Genomic DNA, 15,182 nt, shown 5'->3' with positions numbered 1-15,182 from the left:
ACGCCGCCTATGAGCCAACACAGCGCTAAATCAAGTGGTTATCATAGCCCCGCCATTCATGGCATGACCACAACCACGCCTACGCCGACTGACGAACAGTTGGCGTCCTTGGACATGGCGATGACAGGGCAGTCGTTTAAGATTGTCGCTTATGCAGGAGCGGGCAAGACGACTACGCTACGGCTGATTAGCGAAAATCTACGGGGTCGTGGGCTGTATTTGGCATTCAATAAGGCGATCGCTGCCGAAGCACAAGGCAAATTTCCGCCCAATGTCCGCTGTCAAACCTTTCATTCGCTCGCCTTTCGTCATGTCAATCGCGACATCACCGCCAAGATCAGCTTGCCACGCTTGACACCCTCACGACTGGCATCTGAGCTTGATTTACAAGGCATCAGTACTGAGCGAGTGGTCGATGGCATCAAAAAACCTGTCACACTCACACCTGCCAAGCTTGCCAATATTATCAGCGAGTCGATTACTACATTTTGTAAGACCTCATCTGCCTACCCTGCACCACGCCACATCAGCGCGCCATCATGGATGGATGAAGCAGATGCCAGTCGCCTACAAGAAATGCTCTATCCTGCCTTTGAGCGGCGATGGCTACAGTCGATTGATCCACGCCATCAATCAGGCATCAGCCATGATGTCTATCTAAAGCTTTGGACACTGTCCAATCCTGTCATTCCAGCTGATTTTATCCTATTTGACGAAGCTCAAGATGCTGATCCTTTGATGATGGGCGCACTCATTCGCCAAGACAAGCAGACCATCTATGTCGGCGATGCGCATCAGCAGATTTATGAGTGGCGGGGTGCGTTAAACGCCATGAAACGCCTGCCTTATCCGCAGACGCTATTGACACAGTCGTTTCGCTTTGGACAGTCGATTGCTGATGTTGCCAATGTGTTTTTGACCGCCTTACAAGAAGACATTCCACTCAAAGGCAATCCCAATCAGCCATCCACCGTCGGCAAAAGCCTTGTGCATGGTGCCAAAGATGCCATTCTTTGTCGTACCAATGCCACCGCCATGAGCCATCTGCTTGATGGGCTCAAGCTTGGACATAAAGTGGCTCTACAAGCCGACAGTCAGCGGATTTTGCGGTTTTGCCAAGGGGCAGACAGCCTAAAAAATGGCAAATCCGCCTATGGCATCCCTGAGCTTGCGTATTTTAATCACTGGGGCGAAGTCCAAGAGTTCAGCGAAACTGGTGAAGGCAGTGACCTAAAAACTTGGGTCAAACTCATCGAAGAGCATGGCACCGCCACCATCACCAAAGCCATCAATAGCCTAACCACCCAAAGCCGTGCTGACTATGTCGTCTCCACCGCTCATAAATCCAAGGGGCTTGAGTGGAATCGCGTGCAAATCAGCGATGATTTTTTGTATGATACCAATACCTTGTCCGTCAAAATCACCCCCGAAGAGCTACGCCTACTCTATGTCGCCTGCACTCGTGGCAAGACCAATTTGGACATTCATCATATCACTGATCTACTGCACGGCTTGGTGCACAAAAAAGTGATTTATGGCTAATTTGCCATCAATGATTGTATCAACCCCATTCCAAGAATTTTAATCACAGCCATTTTAGTTTATGAATTTTGACCACTTTTTCCCCCATCCTGTCCGCCTGCTTGCGCCAATGGAAGGTCTTACCGACCCATTGATGCGACGGATTTTGACCGATATTGCTTGTACACTAGGTGCACCTTATGACTGGGCGGTGAGTGAGTTTATCCGTGTCACACATTATCCTTTGCCTGCGCACGTGTTTTATAAATTCGTCCCAGAATTATACCATGGCGGTCGGACTGCCAGCGGTACGCCTGTGCATATTCAGCTGCTGGGCAACAACCCTGAGACGATGGCACAAAGTGCCGTGACGGCGGTAGGACTTGGGGCGGCAGCGATTGACCTAAACTTTGGCTGTCCTGCCAAGACAGTCAATAACCACAAAGGCGGCTCGGTACTACTACAAGAGCCTGAAGTGCTATACCACATCATCAGTGCTGTGCGACAAGCTGTACCAAGTGACATCCCTGTCTCTGCCAAAACCCGCCTAGGCTATACAGACACGAGTCTGATGACCGACATCGGCGATGCGGTACGCTCGGCAAATGCCAGCTGGCTGACCATCCATGCTCGCACCAAGGTGGACGGCTACAAACCCCCTGCCTATTGGGATAAGGTCGCCCCTTTTACCACCCTTGGGATGCCCATCATCGCCAATGGCGAGATTTGGACAGCGGATGACGCCAAACGCTGTATCGCCGAAGCTGACACACCCCATCTGATGCTTGGTCGTGGTGCGGTCACTCGTCCTGATTTGATTGCGACCATTGCGGGCTTGAAGGGTATGGACTGGGCAAGCTTATGTCAATATCAGTTGCAGTTTTTGGCGGATGAGACAGAGAACCAAAATGGGCTGATTGGTCGCTATAAGCAATGGCTGGGTATGCTCACCAAAGGCTATGTTGAAGCAGACACGCTGTGGCATATCATCAAAAAAATCAAGGATAAGGGTGAGATTGAGCAAACGATTTTGGCGAGTATAAAAAAGCCAACCCAGTGATACAGGTCGGCTTTGACTGTGAGTTACGATAATCGACGCTCTAGATTTGCCAAAAATGCTTCCATCTCACCATGAATATCAATGCCCATACGCTCGGCAAGTACGATTTGCCACCAAATATTTTCGGCAAGTTTATGAGCAAGCTCGCTATCCACATCGCTATCTGACTTCGTCCAACGCCCCTCATGTGCCATCGTCAAGCGACCCACCAAGCCTGCATCGGTCAAAAATGCCAAAGCATCTTCTTCGACCGTCCAGCGTGAACCATGGTGCTTGTCTTCTAGCGCATGATATTTGGCACGGATTGCCATCGGGCGTTCGATAATTTGTTTAAAATCAGTCATAAAATTCTCCAAAGCATCCATTATAGCCCATCATAAGCATTACTGTGTACCGCTCTTGTTACTTGTATGGTCTTATGATGAAACTCATGCAAGCTGCTGCGATGACCGATACTCACGACCACACTATCAGGCAAGTGCGTCGCAAGTAGCGTGTACATCAGCTTCTCATTGGCTTCATCAAGCGCTGATGTCGCTTCATCAAGAAATATCACATCAGGACGTGCCAACAAAATCCGCACAAAGCCAATTCGCTGTGCTTGCCCTGGGGACAGATACGCCTGCCAGTCTTCGATGTCATCTAGGCGTTTGGCAAGCTGTTTGAGTCCCACGACACTCAGCCACTTGGCGATGCTCTCATCATCTACCACCATCGCAGGATAAGTGACGACATCACGCAGGCTACCTTGGGGAATGTAGCTTTTTTGGGGTGTGAAATGCAGTTTTTGCGACATGGCAATGTGCATCGCACCCACTGTCGGCAGTGGATAAATCCCCGCCATCGCTCGCAAGAGACTGGTTTTGCCCACACCTGATTCGCCTTGGATTAATAGGCGATCACCACGATTGAGCACCGCATCCACAGGCGAAAACAGCAGATGACCTTGTTTATTCATCAGTCCAAATTGCTGCAAGGCAAGCTTTGCTTCTGATGGCGACTGGGCAGACAGATCGGTGCTGACTGACTCAGCGGTATTGGTTTTTTTATCAATTTTATCTAAAGAATGTAAAAATCCGTACAGACGATTGACTCGCGCTTGATACAAGGTAAAATCTTCATAAAACAAACGGAAAAATGACAAAGCACGCATCAAGCGGTTGAACGACTGCACCGTCTGATGCACATCACCAAGCTTGATTTGCCCTGCAAAAAATCTCGGTGCTTGCAGCATAATCGGCAACAGCATCGCAAACTGCGTCACCCCGGTATTAAAGCCGCCCAAACCCAGCGAACGACGGACAATCGCCCAGCGATTATCAATGATGGCACGAAAATAAGCACTCAAGCTGAGCTTTTCTTGTTTTTCACCTTGATAAAATGCAATGCTCTCAGCATGGTCACGCACTCGCACCAGTGCATAGCGATAGTCGCCATGGCGGTGCTCTTTTTCAAAATTCAGGCGAATCAGTGGTCGCCCAATCCATACCGAAATGACGGTAGCAGTAATGATAAATCCATACACCAAAAACACCACGCCCTTTGGAATCTCAATGCCAGCCAGCACCAGCACTCCCGACAAGCCCCACAAGATAATGGTGAACTCAATCGATGATAAGATGGCGTTTAGCACCCCACGCACCATCTCAAGCGTATCGGTGATAAAGGCGGTCGCATCTTGCTCGATACGCTGATCAATGTTATCAGGCTTGGCATTATCTGGGCGACTTAGGCGGTAGTAGTTTTGATTATCCAGCCAGCGATTCAATAACACGGTGTTTAATTTTTCGAGCCAGCGAATCTCAAACACTTGCCCAATCAGCACATCAATGATCTCTTGGATGACCTTGATGCCGACCAGACTGGCGTTAATCAATGCAAAAAACCAAAACGCATCAGGCTTCATCTCTTGTAGTGATGTATAAAGTCCATTATAAAAAAAGGTATTCAGCACACTGATACGCACTTCGATCAGCACAAAAGCGATGAGCACCACGACCATCAGCACTGTCTTGATGATGCTGGTATTTGTTAAGCATGGCTTAGTAATATGCCAAAACTTACGCCCTGTATCCGTGTAGCGTGTCAAGATAAAAAACGCCACCGCAAACACTGCCGTCACCCAAGTCAATGTCTGCACAAACCACATGGCTGAGCCAGTCAGTTCACTTTGCCAATCCATAAATTACCGCTTATTAATTAATCACAACAACACAGTTGCACATAGAAAAAGACAAAAACCGTTTGTAGTTACCCACAAACGGTTTATAAATTTTCTAATTAAAAATCAATGGTATAGCTCACATTGTAGTTGCGGCCACGACCACCAGTATAACGATCAGAAGTCGGCAACACGGCATCTGTCAAGAAGACATCATACTCTTCGTTCAGCAGATTATTGATGCCCAATCCGACCACGCCTTTGCCCAGTGGCTGTTTATAAGTCATATCCACCAAGGTATAAGCATCGGCTTTGGATTCGGCATTATTGACAGCAGGATAATCACGAGAGAACAGATGCGTCGCTGTCATACCAAATCGCTTGTCGCTATCTCCAAAGCGATAGTTCACGCCGACAGATAGCTTATCAGGGCTGATGTTGCGTGCTGGCATATCCACCATCACACCATCACCATTGGCATCGTATTCGCCTTGGGTGTGTGCATAGCTTGCGGTGAATTGGGCATTGTCGGTCGCTTGGTAACGCAGTGCCACTTCAGCACCCTTGATGTCGGTGGCTTGGCGTGCCGCACGATAGCCTTCGACTGTCGCATCATATTCAAGCGTCGAGCCAAGATCTGATTTGGACTGGAATACGCTCAAATCCGCTGACAGCTTATCGCCAGTATAACGCACGCCCACTTCGGTATTATCAGTGACAATCGGCTCAAGATTGATGCTTGACACACTTTGGTCTAGAGCGGTGATGGCACGCAATGTACCGCCGACATCTGGCATACCCAGACCTTTGGCATAGTTGGCAAACACTTGCGTACTGTCATTGACGTCATAGACCAAGCCGACACTTGGCAAGACTTCATCGAACTTCACCGTACCGCCCTCAACTGGTGTCTGCGTCCAACGACGGCTACCGAAGCTAGCTGCACGTGTATAGCCTGCAACAGTCTCAAAATCATCTACCTTAAGCTCGCCATGCTCATAACGCACACCAGCACTGAGATTGAGACGGTCAGCCAAACGCACGCGCGCCTGTGCAAACGGTGCGACACTGCGATACTGCATCAACGGTGCCCAGCTGCGATTGGTTAGGATCAGTTTTTGTTCGGTTTCATCTTGTAGCGCATCCACGCCTGCCGTCACAGAGACACGGTCTTGCCATAGGTCGTCTTTGTTGAGCGTCAGTTTTGCACCGATTTTGGTCGATTCGTTTTGTGATTGGTCAAGAAGCGTGCCATTCGGGGCGATGCTGATGTCTTGGTAGTTATTGGCATTATTCGCCCCATAACGCGCGGTAAAGTCGTTATAAAACGCTTGTGCTGACAGACGAGTGCCAAAGAAGTCGTCATCGCTATAAGTGGCATTTACCGTCAAAGCGTCATTATAAGGCGTCTTGCCACGATATGCCGTACCTGTGTATTTGACAGCGGTATCGGTCAAGCCAGTAGCACGATTGCCTGCCACATTTTCATAATCAAGGGTCGCATCAGAATCTAGGTGATAATAATTCACCGATGCGCCGACTCGTTTATCCGCATCGATCTGATACCCTGCTTTGGCGAATACATCGTAGCTTTGCGAACCTTGGACATCGCCTTGGTTGCCATAGATGCCTGTCATGCGGTTATCAGCTTGGTAATACATACCTTCTTTGGCATATTTGACAGCAAATAAGGCATCTGTCTTCTCACCGCCAAAACTTGCTTGATAACGCACGCTACCGCCCAAGCCATCAGAATTAAAGTGATTATCGCTGCTGGCGGTGATGGCGACCTGCTGAGCAATGCCATCTTTGCGGTTGGTTTTGGTGATAAAATTAATAATACCGCCTGTCGCACCCAGACCTTGTTCGGCAGATGCCCCATAGACCACTTCGATACGCTCCACCATCGCTAAATCAATGGTACGGCTTTCACGACTGCCATCACGCAGTGGATTGGACTGCGGCACGCCATCAATCATAAACAGCACATCACGACCACGGAAGCTCTCGCCCACCGTGCCCAGCTTCTCACTCGCTGGCGCATAGCCAGGAATCAGCTTCGACAGTGCTTCGGAGGTATCATCGCTCAGTAGCAGTTGGTCATCGATGGCTTGGCGATCAATGATCAGCACTTTTTGGGCAGACTCTTTGAGCTTACTTTGGTCACGCTTGATGGTGATGGTCTCGCCTTCTAGGACGACACTTGGCGTCTGATCTGTCGTCTCTGCCATGGCAGATGGTGCAAACAGTGCGGTCAGTACCGCCAATGACAAAGTAGAAGGCATCAAGGTAGGACGAAATGCAGATTTCATAGACTTTTTCCTAAGATAAATCCAACAAAAAAGCCCGCTCAATGATGAACGGACTTCTTTTCCGATTATGGCTGTTAATGAGATTGGTTATCATTATAATTATTATTCGTAAAATTGTCTAGTGTTTTTGTCAGAATAAATTATGGGTGGTTAATAAAAGCAAACCATTTGTTATAAAGCCAACCCTACACCGCATCAACAATCACCGGCTTATCATCGTGATATAGCACAGTGACATCGACTTGATACAGCTGCTTCATTGTGCTTGCAGTCAGCACATCGATGGGTTTGCCTATGGCGATGATTTGTCCCGATTTCATCATCACCACCGTATCGGCAAACTGTGCCGCTTGGTTGATGTCATGTAGGACGATGACGATGGTTTTGCCCGCTTTGGCAAGCACTCGCAGTTTTCGCATCAGTCGCCCTGCATGATACATATCCAGATTATTCAATGGCTCATCAAGCAGCAGATACGGTGTATCTTGGCATACCACCATGGCGATCAGCACTCGCTGACGCTGACCACCGGATAAATCGGACAAGAACCGCTCGGACAGTGCTGTCAGCTCAAACTCTGCCAACACCGCTTCGACACGCTGCACATCCTCTGGCGTTGGTGTGCCTTGATGATGCGGATAACGCCCAAACATCAGTAGCTCTCGCACCCGAAGCCTGCCTTGGACATGATTTTCTTGGGTCAGCATGGCAAGCGTACAGGCAAGCTTTCGGCCATCTGTCGTCGCCACATCATAGCCACCGAAGCTCACCTTGCCTGACTGTAGCGGCAGGATGCGCGCCATCAGATTGAACAGCGTCGATTTGCCTGCACCATTTGGGCCAATCAATGCCACCACTTGCCCTGTCTGTAAGGACAGATTGACATCATCCAAAATCTGCGTGCCATTATCCAGTCGAAATCCGACACCTTGAACCTGTATCATCGTGTTGCCTGCTTTTGATATTGATGAAAAATAATCCACAAAAATGCCAAACCGCCCACCAGCTCAATCACCACCTCAAGCACGCCTGCCATCTTGAGCAGATGCTCAAAAATCATCTGCCCTGCCACCAAGCACAGCATGGCGATTAGGCTAACCAGTAGCAATCGCTTGCCATGATGCATCGATGGGCTGATGGCATTGGTCAAGGCGCAGACCAGCAGCCCAAAAAAAGTCACCGGCCCCACCATCGCCGTCGATACCGCAACAAGCAGTGCAATCATCGCAAGCACGCCCAGCGTCAGACGCGTATAATTGATGCCCAGATTGATTGCAGGCAGTCGCCCAAGAAGCAGAATATCAAGCTTGTGACGCATCCGATACATCAGCAGTGCACAGATGGCACACAGTACCATGCCGACACTGAGCACTTGGATATTGATGGTGTTAAACCCTGCATAACTCACCGATTGGATGGTCACAAATTCTTCTGGGTCAATCATTCGTGCCACCAAAAATGACAGACTGCGAAACAACAGCCCAAAGACCACGCCCACCAAAATCAGCCGTGTCAAATCCTGACTATGCCGCCCAAACAGCGTGCGAAACATCACCAGTGACAAGCCAAGCATGATGATGACTTCAAAGCCAAACTTGCCCAAAGTCGGTATCGATGCCATCCCCACTGCACCCAAAAAGAACACCATCAGACTCTTGATCAGCACATATAAGCTATCAAAGCCCAGCAGTGCTGGCGTCAAAATCGGATTGTGCGTCAAGGTCTGAAACAGTAGCGTCGATGTGCCAATGGCAAAACCAACAGTCATCAATGCCAACAGTTTTTTGCCACGCAAGCTTAGGATAAATGACCAGTTGCCTGTGACATTGACACTCATAAACAGCAAGATGGCGATGACAAGCAATATCGCCATCACGGTCAGCGGCCTCTTTTTGATCAGAGAAACGGGACGGGCAAAAATTTGAAGAGCAGGCATGATGAATCAGGTTAATTGTTAATCGTTAAAAAGCCTAAAAAAATTGGCAAAATCTTAGTGAGTGTTATGGAAGGTGATAGAGAGTTATTTGGGATTTTTTAATAATAAATATAAAAATACCGCCGCACCCAGCACCCCAAAGACCACCGTGACCGGGATCTCAAACGGATAAATCATCAATCGCCCGATGATGTCGCACAATAGCACCGCGGATGCGCCAAGCAGTGCCACCGCAGGCAGAGTGAGTCTGAGCCGATCGCCCATCAAACGGCTGATGATGTTTGGCACCACAAGCTCTACAAAAGGAATCATGCCAACCGTCGCCACCACCACCGAGCTGACCAAGGCGACCATCACAACCGACAGCCGAAGTACCGCGTCACGGTTGACACCCAAGTTTGTGGCGATATGATCACCCAGCCCAATGATGGTCAGCTTATCAGCCAAAATATAAGCCATCAGCGACACACCGCCAACCAGCCATAACAGCTCATAGCGACCCGCCAAAATACTGGAAAAATCGCCAAATCGCCACACACCAAGCATCTGCACCATCTCAGTTTGATAAGCAATAAATGTACTCATCGCATCGATGATGCCACTAAAGACAATCCCCACCAGCGGAATCATCAGATAATCCGTCGCTGGTAGCCGCTTAATCAGTTTCATAAATATCATCATGCCCACCATCGCACAGACGGTGGCGATGCTGATTTTGGCGATGATGGGTGCTGATGGGAGCATGAGAGCCGTGATGAGCATACCCAGTGCCGCACTTTGGGTAGCACCCACCATCGATGGCTCGACAAAGCGGTTTTTGAGCACCACCTGCATCATCATGCCACTGATCGCCATACCTGCACCAGTCAAGATGATGGCAAGCGTACGGGGGATACGGCTTTGGATTAGGATTTGGGCATCTTGGCTGACTTGACCTGATATAAGACTTTGCCAACTAAACTCTGCCACACCCACCGATAGACTCACCAAAATCAGCACCGCCATCAGCACTAGGCTGATTGCATTGATGCCGATGGCTTTTTGCCAAGGATTGATTGATGCAGCGGTATTCATAACACTCTTAGGACACACACAAATTGACGAAATAAAAGATGGCAAGTATCACACCTGCCATCATTGGGATTATTGTGCTGTTTTGGCGTTGAAAGCGTCGGTGACGATTTGGGCATCATTGAGCCATTGATAATAACCACCAAATGCCAAATAGCTGTCTGGGCTTAGATAGACGATTTGTTTGTTTTTCCAAGCTTTGGTGCCGTGCATCAGTGGATTATCCAACACCACTTCGGCAGACTCACCCTCTTCACCGATAGCAGCACCGCGATCTAGGACAAATAGCCAATCTGGATCGACTTTTTGTAGGTATTCAAAGCTGATCGGCTGACCGTGGCGTGCATCTTCGATATTGGCATCCGCCATCGGGATACCAAAGGCCGTGTGCAAAAAGCCGTAGCGAGATTTGTCGCCATAGGCAGACAGCTTATTGCCATTGACCATGATGGCTAGGCCATTGCCCTTGCCTGACGCTGCTTGCTTGGCTGCTGCAATCGCTGCATCGATGTCGCTGATGGCGGTGGTCGCTTCAGCTTCTTTGCCAAATAGCTTACCAAAATCAGTCAGCTGCTGTTTGGTCGCTTCATAGGCATTTTTGGTGTCGATAGTGAGATTCAGCACAGTGCCGATTTTGCCAAGCTCTTCGGCTTTTTCGGCCATGCGAGAGCCGACGATGATGGCTTTTGGTTGTAGGGCGTTCAAGCCTTCTAGATTTGGCTCAAGTACAGTACCAATCTCGGCAGCATCTGGGGTGTTGGCGGCTTTTAGGTTGGTCAGACGAAGATCGGCTGGCATACCCTCGACTGCGACGCCCAGTACTGCCAAGTTTTGCATCGCTGTCATATCATACACCGCCAGTGGATGTGGATTGCCCGCAATGGTCACATCACCTGTGGCAGTTTTGATGGTGATATCGCCTGTTGGCGCAGCATCGGTGCTTTGGGCGGTGTCTGTTTGCGCGCTAGTTTGTGCATCTTGTGCAGCTTGCGTGTTTTGATCATTGCTGTTTTGGCTACAAGCAACAACGCCTAAAGTCATCAGGGCGATCAAGCTTGCTGGCAGAAATTTTTTCATTGTTTTCATAAGAACCCCTTGCGCACCCATCGACTGAATGCACTATTTTTATAAGATAAAGTATTTATTGCCGCGCTATTATAAATCACCCTGCGTTAGGTTTCAAACTAAATAAGAATGTTTTTTATTTGTGAATGATTTTTTATACAATTCGATAACCGTTGTGCAATGATTGGGTTATTTTATCAAGCTTTAGGCAAGTTTAGATAATGTCAGACAAAGCAACAGCCAAACAAAAGCCGCCCATGTTTGGACGGCTTTGGGTGATTTGGGCTGATAAACCAAACAAATGGCAAATCAGCGACAATCAGCAAATATTTAGCGAGTCATTAGCGAATGGTCGCGCGGTATTTCACCACAGCGGTCGCGCCGATGCCCACTTCTTGCACTGTCCACTGTAGCGCGCGGTATTTGTCAAATGGGACATTTTGTGCTTGACCATTGACCGATTGACGGATCGGCATACGCAAGAATTGCTTGCCATCAAGGCTTGCAAGCGCACCCAGGGCAGGATCAGTTTGACCTGTGAAAGTTGCACCGCTTGGCAGTAGCAAGGTCGCTGTCATGTTGCGTACGCGCTCAGTGCCTGTGTTGGTCAATAGGCCATGATATTCAACGACATCACCTGATTTGACACTGGTCTTATCAGTGATCGGATCAAGGCGTTCAGAGCCGTTGTCATTGCGCACGATGTAGGCGACAACTTTGACATCGACATTTTCGCTGGTGGTAACGACCGCTTTACCTGCAGGTAAGGCAACTGCAGGCTCGCTTGCTGCGCCAGTTTTGCCCGATAGGCTCGGTACAGTGCTACACGCAGCCAAAGCGCTGATGGCGGCTGTCACAGCCAAAAGTTTCAATGCTTTCATAAATTCATCCTATAAGTTCAACCAAGTTTTACAAAATTTCGCCTATCATAGCACAGCTTGGCGCGTTTGATGAACCCTTTATCTGTTTAGTTATAGTAAATGAGTGCGTGCTGATGGCGGATTTTGGCAGCGGATTTTGTGCCATCATAGGAAATTGTTGGTGAAATTGTTGCAAAATCACTTGGCAGAATCCCAAAACTTTGCTATCGTATCAAGATTATCCTGCCTAAAAATCTTAAGAAAAATTTTGCCAAAAAATTTGCCTTGTTTGGAGCATTTATGACCACCATTTCAACTCAGACGACCGCGACCGAGACACAGTTCAATCATGTGCATTGGTTCCGCAACTCTGCCCCTTATATCAACACACACCGTGGCAAAACCTTTGTCATCATGTTCGGTGGTGAAGCGGTGGCGCATGACAGTTTTCATACCTTGATCCATGATTTCGCCCTATTGCACAGCCTTGGCATTAAGCTTGTGCTGGTGCATGGTGCGCGCCCACAAGTCGAACAAAATCTCATCAGCCGCGGTCTGTCATCAAGCCTACACAACGATGTGCGCGTCACACCACGCGAAGCGATGCCAGCGATCCTTGAAGCGGTCGGCTCTATCCGTCTACAGATCGAAGCGCAGCTGTCGATGGGGCTTGCCAACTCGCCGATGTACGGCTCGCGCATCGATGCCATTTCGGGCAATTTCGTCACCGCACGCCCATTTGGCGTACGCGATGGCGTCGATTATCAGATGACTGGTGAAGTGCGCTCGATCGATGTCGATGCCATCCGCCACAATCTGGATAATGATCATGTGGTGATTCTTGGCCCGACGGGTTTTTCGGTAACGGGTGAGATTTTCAACTTACTTGCCGAAGACATCGCGCTACAGACAGCCGTGGCACTTAAAGCCGATAAGCTGATTTTCCTAGGTGCAGAAGATGGCATCATCAGCCGCGATGGTCGCCTGCTGCGTGAGATGATTCCTAATGAAGTCGATCGCCTGCTGCGTGATCATGACACCGATGAAGGCAAGCATGTCGAAATCGCGCATTTCTTACGCTGTGCGGCGGCGGCGTGCCGTGAAGGTGTGCATCGTACGCACATCATCTCTTATGTCAAAGATGGTGCGCTGATCGAAGAGCTGTTCACTCGCGATGGCTCAGGCACGCTGGTCAGCCACGATGCCTATGAAGAGATTCGCCGCGCCACGGTCAATGATGTCATCGGTCTGCTTGAGTTATTGAAGCCACTTGAAGAGCAAGGCATCTTGATCCGTCGCACCCAAGAGCGACTTGAGCAAGAGATCGAGTACTATAATGTCATCGAGCGCGACGGCACAATTCTTGGCTGTGCTGCCTTGTATCCACTGGATCAGACATCAGCCGAAGTAGCAAGCCTTGCCATCCATCCAAACTACCGTAACGGCAGCCGCGGTGCGGACTTATTGGCATTCTTAGAACTGCAAGCGCGCAGTCATGGTCGCCATCAGCTGTTCGCACTGACCACGCACACCGCGCACTGGTTCGTTGAGCAGGGCTTTAGCGAAGTGGCGGTCAGCGATCTACCGAGCGAGCGTCAAGCGACCTATAATCATGATCGCAACTCAAAAGTGCTCAAAAAACAGCTATAAAAACACAGCCGCCAATGAGTGATCATGGGCGGTTTTTTATAAAAATTCATTGATGATGAGTGGTCATCAATTTGGTATAAATTCCATTGGATAATTGGATAAATAAATGTACAAACTACTGCTTGGCTTAAGCCTTGCGCTGATCGGCAGTCATGCACTGGCTGAGACGGTCAATTACCGCGCACTAAACCCAAAAAACGCCCTGATCTACAAAAGCGGCTCAGGCGCGATCAAATTCTCAGTCATCACCGATCCGCGATGCACCGCCTGCCGTGACCTTGAACGAAAATTGACCAAAATTGATAACATCACGGTCAATAAATATCTGGTGAATTATTTTGACAGCGCTGCCTACAGCCAAAACATCTGGTGCAGCGCGCGCCGCAATCAGGCTTATGACAACTGGATGCTGTACGGCATCGCACCGCCACCACGCTCAGCGTGCAAACTACCCTTGAACACCAACATGATCGTCGCCCAAAGCTTCAACCTGCGCGGCACACCGATGCTGATCAAGCCAAGCGGTGAAGTGCTGTACGGCTCACCGCCACTTGGTGAGTTGATCGCGTGGATCAATCGCCGATAAGCTTGTAACACACAATCAAACCCAAAAACAAAACCCCAAAGCTATCTTTGGGGTTTTGCATCCTTTGGAGTGGATTAGGTTATTTGCTCTCGGCTGGCTTTTCAGCAGATTGCGCATCAGCAGGCTTGGCATCGGCTGATTGTGCCGCAGCGGCTTTTTGTGCTTCTTCCATCGCACGAGCCTGTTCTTGCATCATTTTTTCCATTTTCGCTTGCGCTTCTTTGATTTGCGCTTCGTTTAATAGCTCAACGGTAAAGATCAAGACGCTATTCGGCTCAATGTTTTGGTTGCCTTGTTCGCCATAGGCAAGCTCAGCAGGGACATATAGCTCATACTTTGCACCCGGTTTCATCAGCTGCAAGCCTTCTGTCCAGCCTTTAATCACTTGGTTCAGCTGAAACTGCGCTGGCATACCGCGCTCATATGAGCTGTCAAATACTGTACCGTCGATCAGCTTACCTTCATAGTTCACGACCACAGTGTCGGTGGCTTTTGGTGATGTGCCGCTGCCTTCGGTGATGACTTTATACTGCAGACCAGATGCGGTGGTTTTCACGCCTTCTTTTTTGGCATTGTCCGCTAGGAATTTTTCGCCATCGGTTTTATTTTTGGCGATTTTTTGTTTCATTTCTTCAGCTTTACGCTTTTCATAGGCTTGACCCAATTCTGCCACTTGCTCAGGGGTTAAAGCGCTTTCTTTGCCTTCATAACCTTCTTTAAAGGCTTTGTAATAAACATCCAAATCCAACTTGTCTTCAACTTGCTTTAGGGCTTGACCTGCGTCATGACCAAAAACATAGCTCACCTTTTGCATTTCAGTGCTTTTATCGGTGATGACGGTAGATTTTTCGGCGCTGCCCGCTGCAGCTTCAGAATTTTTATTACAGCCTGTCAAGACCAAAGCCGCAGCCACTGCAGAAACCAAAAGTTGTTTTTTCATATGCATACTCAAAAATGATA

At 48.9% G+C, this 15,182-nt stretch carries 13 protein-coding genes; 4 read left to right on the top strand and 9 right to left on the bottom strand.

Translation table 11 applies throughout. From position 1 onward, the window contains the following. Nucleotides 1-63: 63 nt before the first annotated feature. Nucleotides 64-1,542, top strand: a complete 1,479-nt coding sequence (locus NGM44_RS06250) for a UvrD-helicase domain-containing protein (RefSeq protein ID WP_253224643.1) — start codon at nt 64-66, stop codon at nt 1,540-1,542. Nucleotides 1,543-1,603: 61 nt separating this feature from the next. Then, nucleotides 1,604-2,581, top strand: coding sequence for a tRNA-dihydrouridine synthase (locus tag NGM44_RS06245; RefSeq protein ID WP_253222882.1), 978 nt, complete (start codon nt 1,604-1,606; stop codon nt 2,579-2,581). 23 nt (nt 2,582-2,604) lie between these two features. Here NGM44_RS06245 and NGM44_RS06240 read toward each other — a convergent pair whose 3' ends face one another. The 8 genes from NGM44_RS06240 to NGM44_RS06205 all read right to left on the bottom strand — a co-directional run bounded on the left by NGM44_RS06240 (nt 2,605) and on the right by NGM44_RS06205 (nt 12,007). Next, nucleotides 2,605-2,925: a MazG-like protein gene (locus NGM44_RS06240; protein WP_253222881.1), complete on the bottom strand. Its 321-nt coding sequence runs from the start codon at nt 2,923-2,925 to the stop codon at nt 2,605-2,607. 20 nt (nt 2,926-2,945) lie between these two features. Continuing rightward, complete coding sequence (locus tag NGM44_RS06235; protein WP_253222880.1) at nt 2,946-4,763, bottom strand: ABC transporter ATP-binding protein/permease; 1,818 nt, start codon at nt 4,761-4,763, stop codon at nt 2,946-2,948. 98 nt (nt 4,764-4,861) lie between these two features. Continuing rightward, on the bottom strand, nt 4,862-7,054 hold the full coding sequence (locus NGM44_RS06230; RefSeq protein ID WP_253222879.1) for a TonB-dependent receptor: 2,193 nt from the start codon (nt 7,052-7,054) through the stop codon (nt 4,862-4,864). A gap of 185 nt (nt 7,055-7,239) precedes the next feature. Next, complete coding sequence (locus tag NGM44_RS06225) at nt 7,240-7,998, bottom strand: ATP-binding cassette domain-containing protein (RefSeq protein WP_253222878.1); 759 nt, start codon at nt 7,996-7,998, stop codon at nt 7,240-7,242. Continuing rightward, the gene (locus NGM44_RS06220) at nt 7,995-8,990 is read right to left on the bottom strand and encodes an iron chelate uptake ABC transporter family permease subunit (RefSeq protein WP_253222877.1); all 996 of its coding nucleotides are present in this window, start codon (nt 8,988-8,990) and stop codon (nt 7,995-7,997) included. Before NGM44_RS06220 ends, NGM44_RS06225 begins: the two co-directional genes overlap by 4 nt. A gap of 84 nt (nt 8,991-9,074) precedes the next feature. Beyond that, nucleotides 9,075-10,064 (bottom strand): ABC transporter permease, encoded by a 990-nt coding sequence (locus NGM44_RS06215; RefSeq protein WP_253222876.1) that lies wholly within the window; start codon nt 10,062-10,064, stop codon nt 9,075-9,077. Nucleotides 10,065-10,133: 69 nt separating this feature from the next. Then, a complete protein-coding gene (locus tag NGM44_RS06210) occupies nt 10,134-11,147 on the bottom strand; it encodes a siderophore ABC transporter substrate-binding protein (RefSeq protein WP_253222875.1) in 1,014 nt (337 codons plus the stop codon). A 320-nt stretch (nt 11,148-11,467) separates the two neighbouring features. Next, entirely contained in the window at nt 11,468-12,007 is a 540-nt protein-coding gene (locus tag NGM44_RS06205; protein ID WP_253222874.1) for a hypothetical protein, read from the bottom strand. Nucleotides 12,008-12,286: 279 nt separating this feature from the next. Here NGM44_RS06205 and argA point away from each other — a divergent pair, with 279 nt between their 5' ends. Together argA and NGM44_RS06195 are read left to right on the top strand one after the other, a co-directional pair. Further along, nucleotides 12,287-13,636 carry an amino-acid N-acetyltransferase gene (gene argA, locus NGM44_RS06200; RefSeq protein WP_253222873.1) on the top strand — a complete coding sequence of 450 codons (1,350 nt, stop codon included), beginning with the start codon at nt 12,287-12,289 and terminating at the stop codon, nt 13,634-13,636. A gap of 106 nt (nt 13,637-13,742) precedes the next feature. Continuing rightward, complete coding sequence (locus NGM44_RS06195) at nt 13,743-14,222, top strand: DsbC family protein (protein WP_253222872.1); 480 nt, start codon at nt 13,743-13,745, stop codon at nt 14,220-14,222. 79 nt (nt 14,223-14,301) lie between these two features. Here NGM44_RS06195 and NGM44_RS06190 read toward each other — a convergent pair whose 3' ends face one another. Next, entirely contained in the window at nt 14,302-15,162 is an 861-nt protein-coding gene (locus NGM44_RS06190) for an FKBP-type peptidyl-prolyl cis-trans isomerase (protein ID WP_253222871.1), read from the bottom strand. Nucleotides 15,163-15,182: the final 20 nt, after the last annotated feature.

It is taken from the genome of Moraxella sp. FZFQ2102, assembly GCF_024137865.1.
Taxonomy (GTDB): Bacteria; Pseudomonadota; Gammaproteobacteria; order Pseudomonadales; family Moraxellaceae; genus Moraxella.
This window is presented reverse-complemented; position numbering and strand designations above follow the sequence as displayed.

What these genes read in the sequence shown, in the direction of transcription:
- NGM44_RS06250 (WP_253224643.1), top strand. Translation starts at nt 64, where the DNA reads ATGACCACAACCACGCCTACGCCGACTGACGAACAGTTGGCGTCCTTG.
- NGM44_RS06245 (WP_253222882.1), top strand. Translation starts at nt 1,604, where the DNA reads ATGAATTTTGACCACTTTTTCCCCCATCCTGTCCGCCTGCTTGCGCCA.
- NGM44_RS06240 (WP_253222881.1), bottom strand. Translation starts at nt 2,925, where the DNA reads ATGACTGATTTTAAACAAATTATCGAACGCCCGATGGCAATCCGTGCC.
- NGM44_RS06235 (WP_253222880.1), bottom strand. Translation starts at nt 4,763, where the DNA reads ATGGATTGGCAAAGTGAACTGACTGGCTCAGCCATGTGGTTTGTGCAG.
- NGM44_RS06230 (WP_253222879.1), bottom strand. Translation starts at nt 7,054, where the DNA reads ATGAAATCTGCATTTCGTCCTACCTTGATGCCTTCTACTTTGTCATTG.
- NGM44_RS06225 (WP_253222878.1), bottom strand. Translation starts at nt 7,998, where the DNA reads ATGATACAGGTTCAAGGTGTCGGATTTCGACTGGATAATGGCACGCAG.
- NGM44_RS06220 (WP_253222877.1), bottom strand. Translation starts at nt 8,990, where the DNA reads ATGCCTGCTCTTCAAATTTTTGCCCGTCCCGTTTCTCTGATCAAAAAG.
- NGM44_RS06215 (WP_253222876.1), bottom strand. Translation starts at nt 10,064, where the DNA reads ATGAATACCGCTGCATCAATCAATCCTTGGCAAAAAGCCATCGGCATC.
- NGM44_RS06210 (WP_253222875.1), bottom strand. Translation starts at nt 11,147, where the DNA reads ATGAAAACAATGAAAAAATTTCTGCCAGCAAGCTTGATCGCCCTGATG.
- NGM44_RS06205 (WP_253222874.1), bottom strand. Translation starts at nt 12,007, where the DNA reads ATGAAAGCATTGAAACTTTTGGCTGTGACAGCCGCCATCAGCGCTTTG.
- argA (WP_253222873.1), top strand. Translation starts at nt 12,287, where the DNA reads ATGACCACCATTTCAACTCAGACGACCGCGACCGAGACACAGTTCAAT.
- NGM44_RS06195 (WP_253222872.1), top strand. Translation starts at nt 13,743, where the DNA reads ATGTACAAACTACTGCTTGGCTTAAGCCTTGCGCTGATCGGCAGTCAT.
- NGM44_RS06190 (WP_253222871.1), bottom strand. Translation starts at nt 15,162, where the DNA reads ATGAAAAAACAACTTTTGGTTTCTGCAGTGGCTGCGGCTTTGGTCTTG.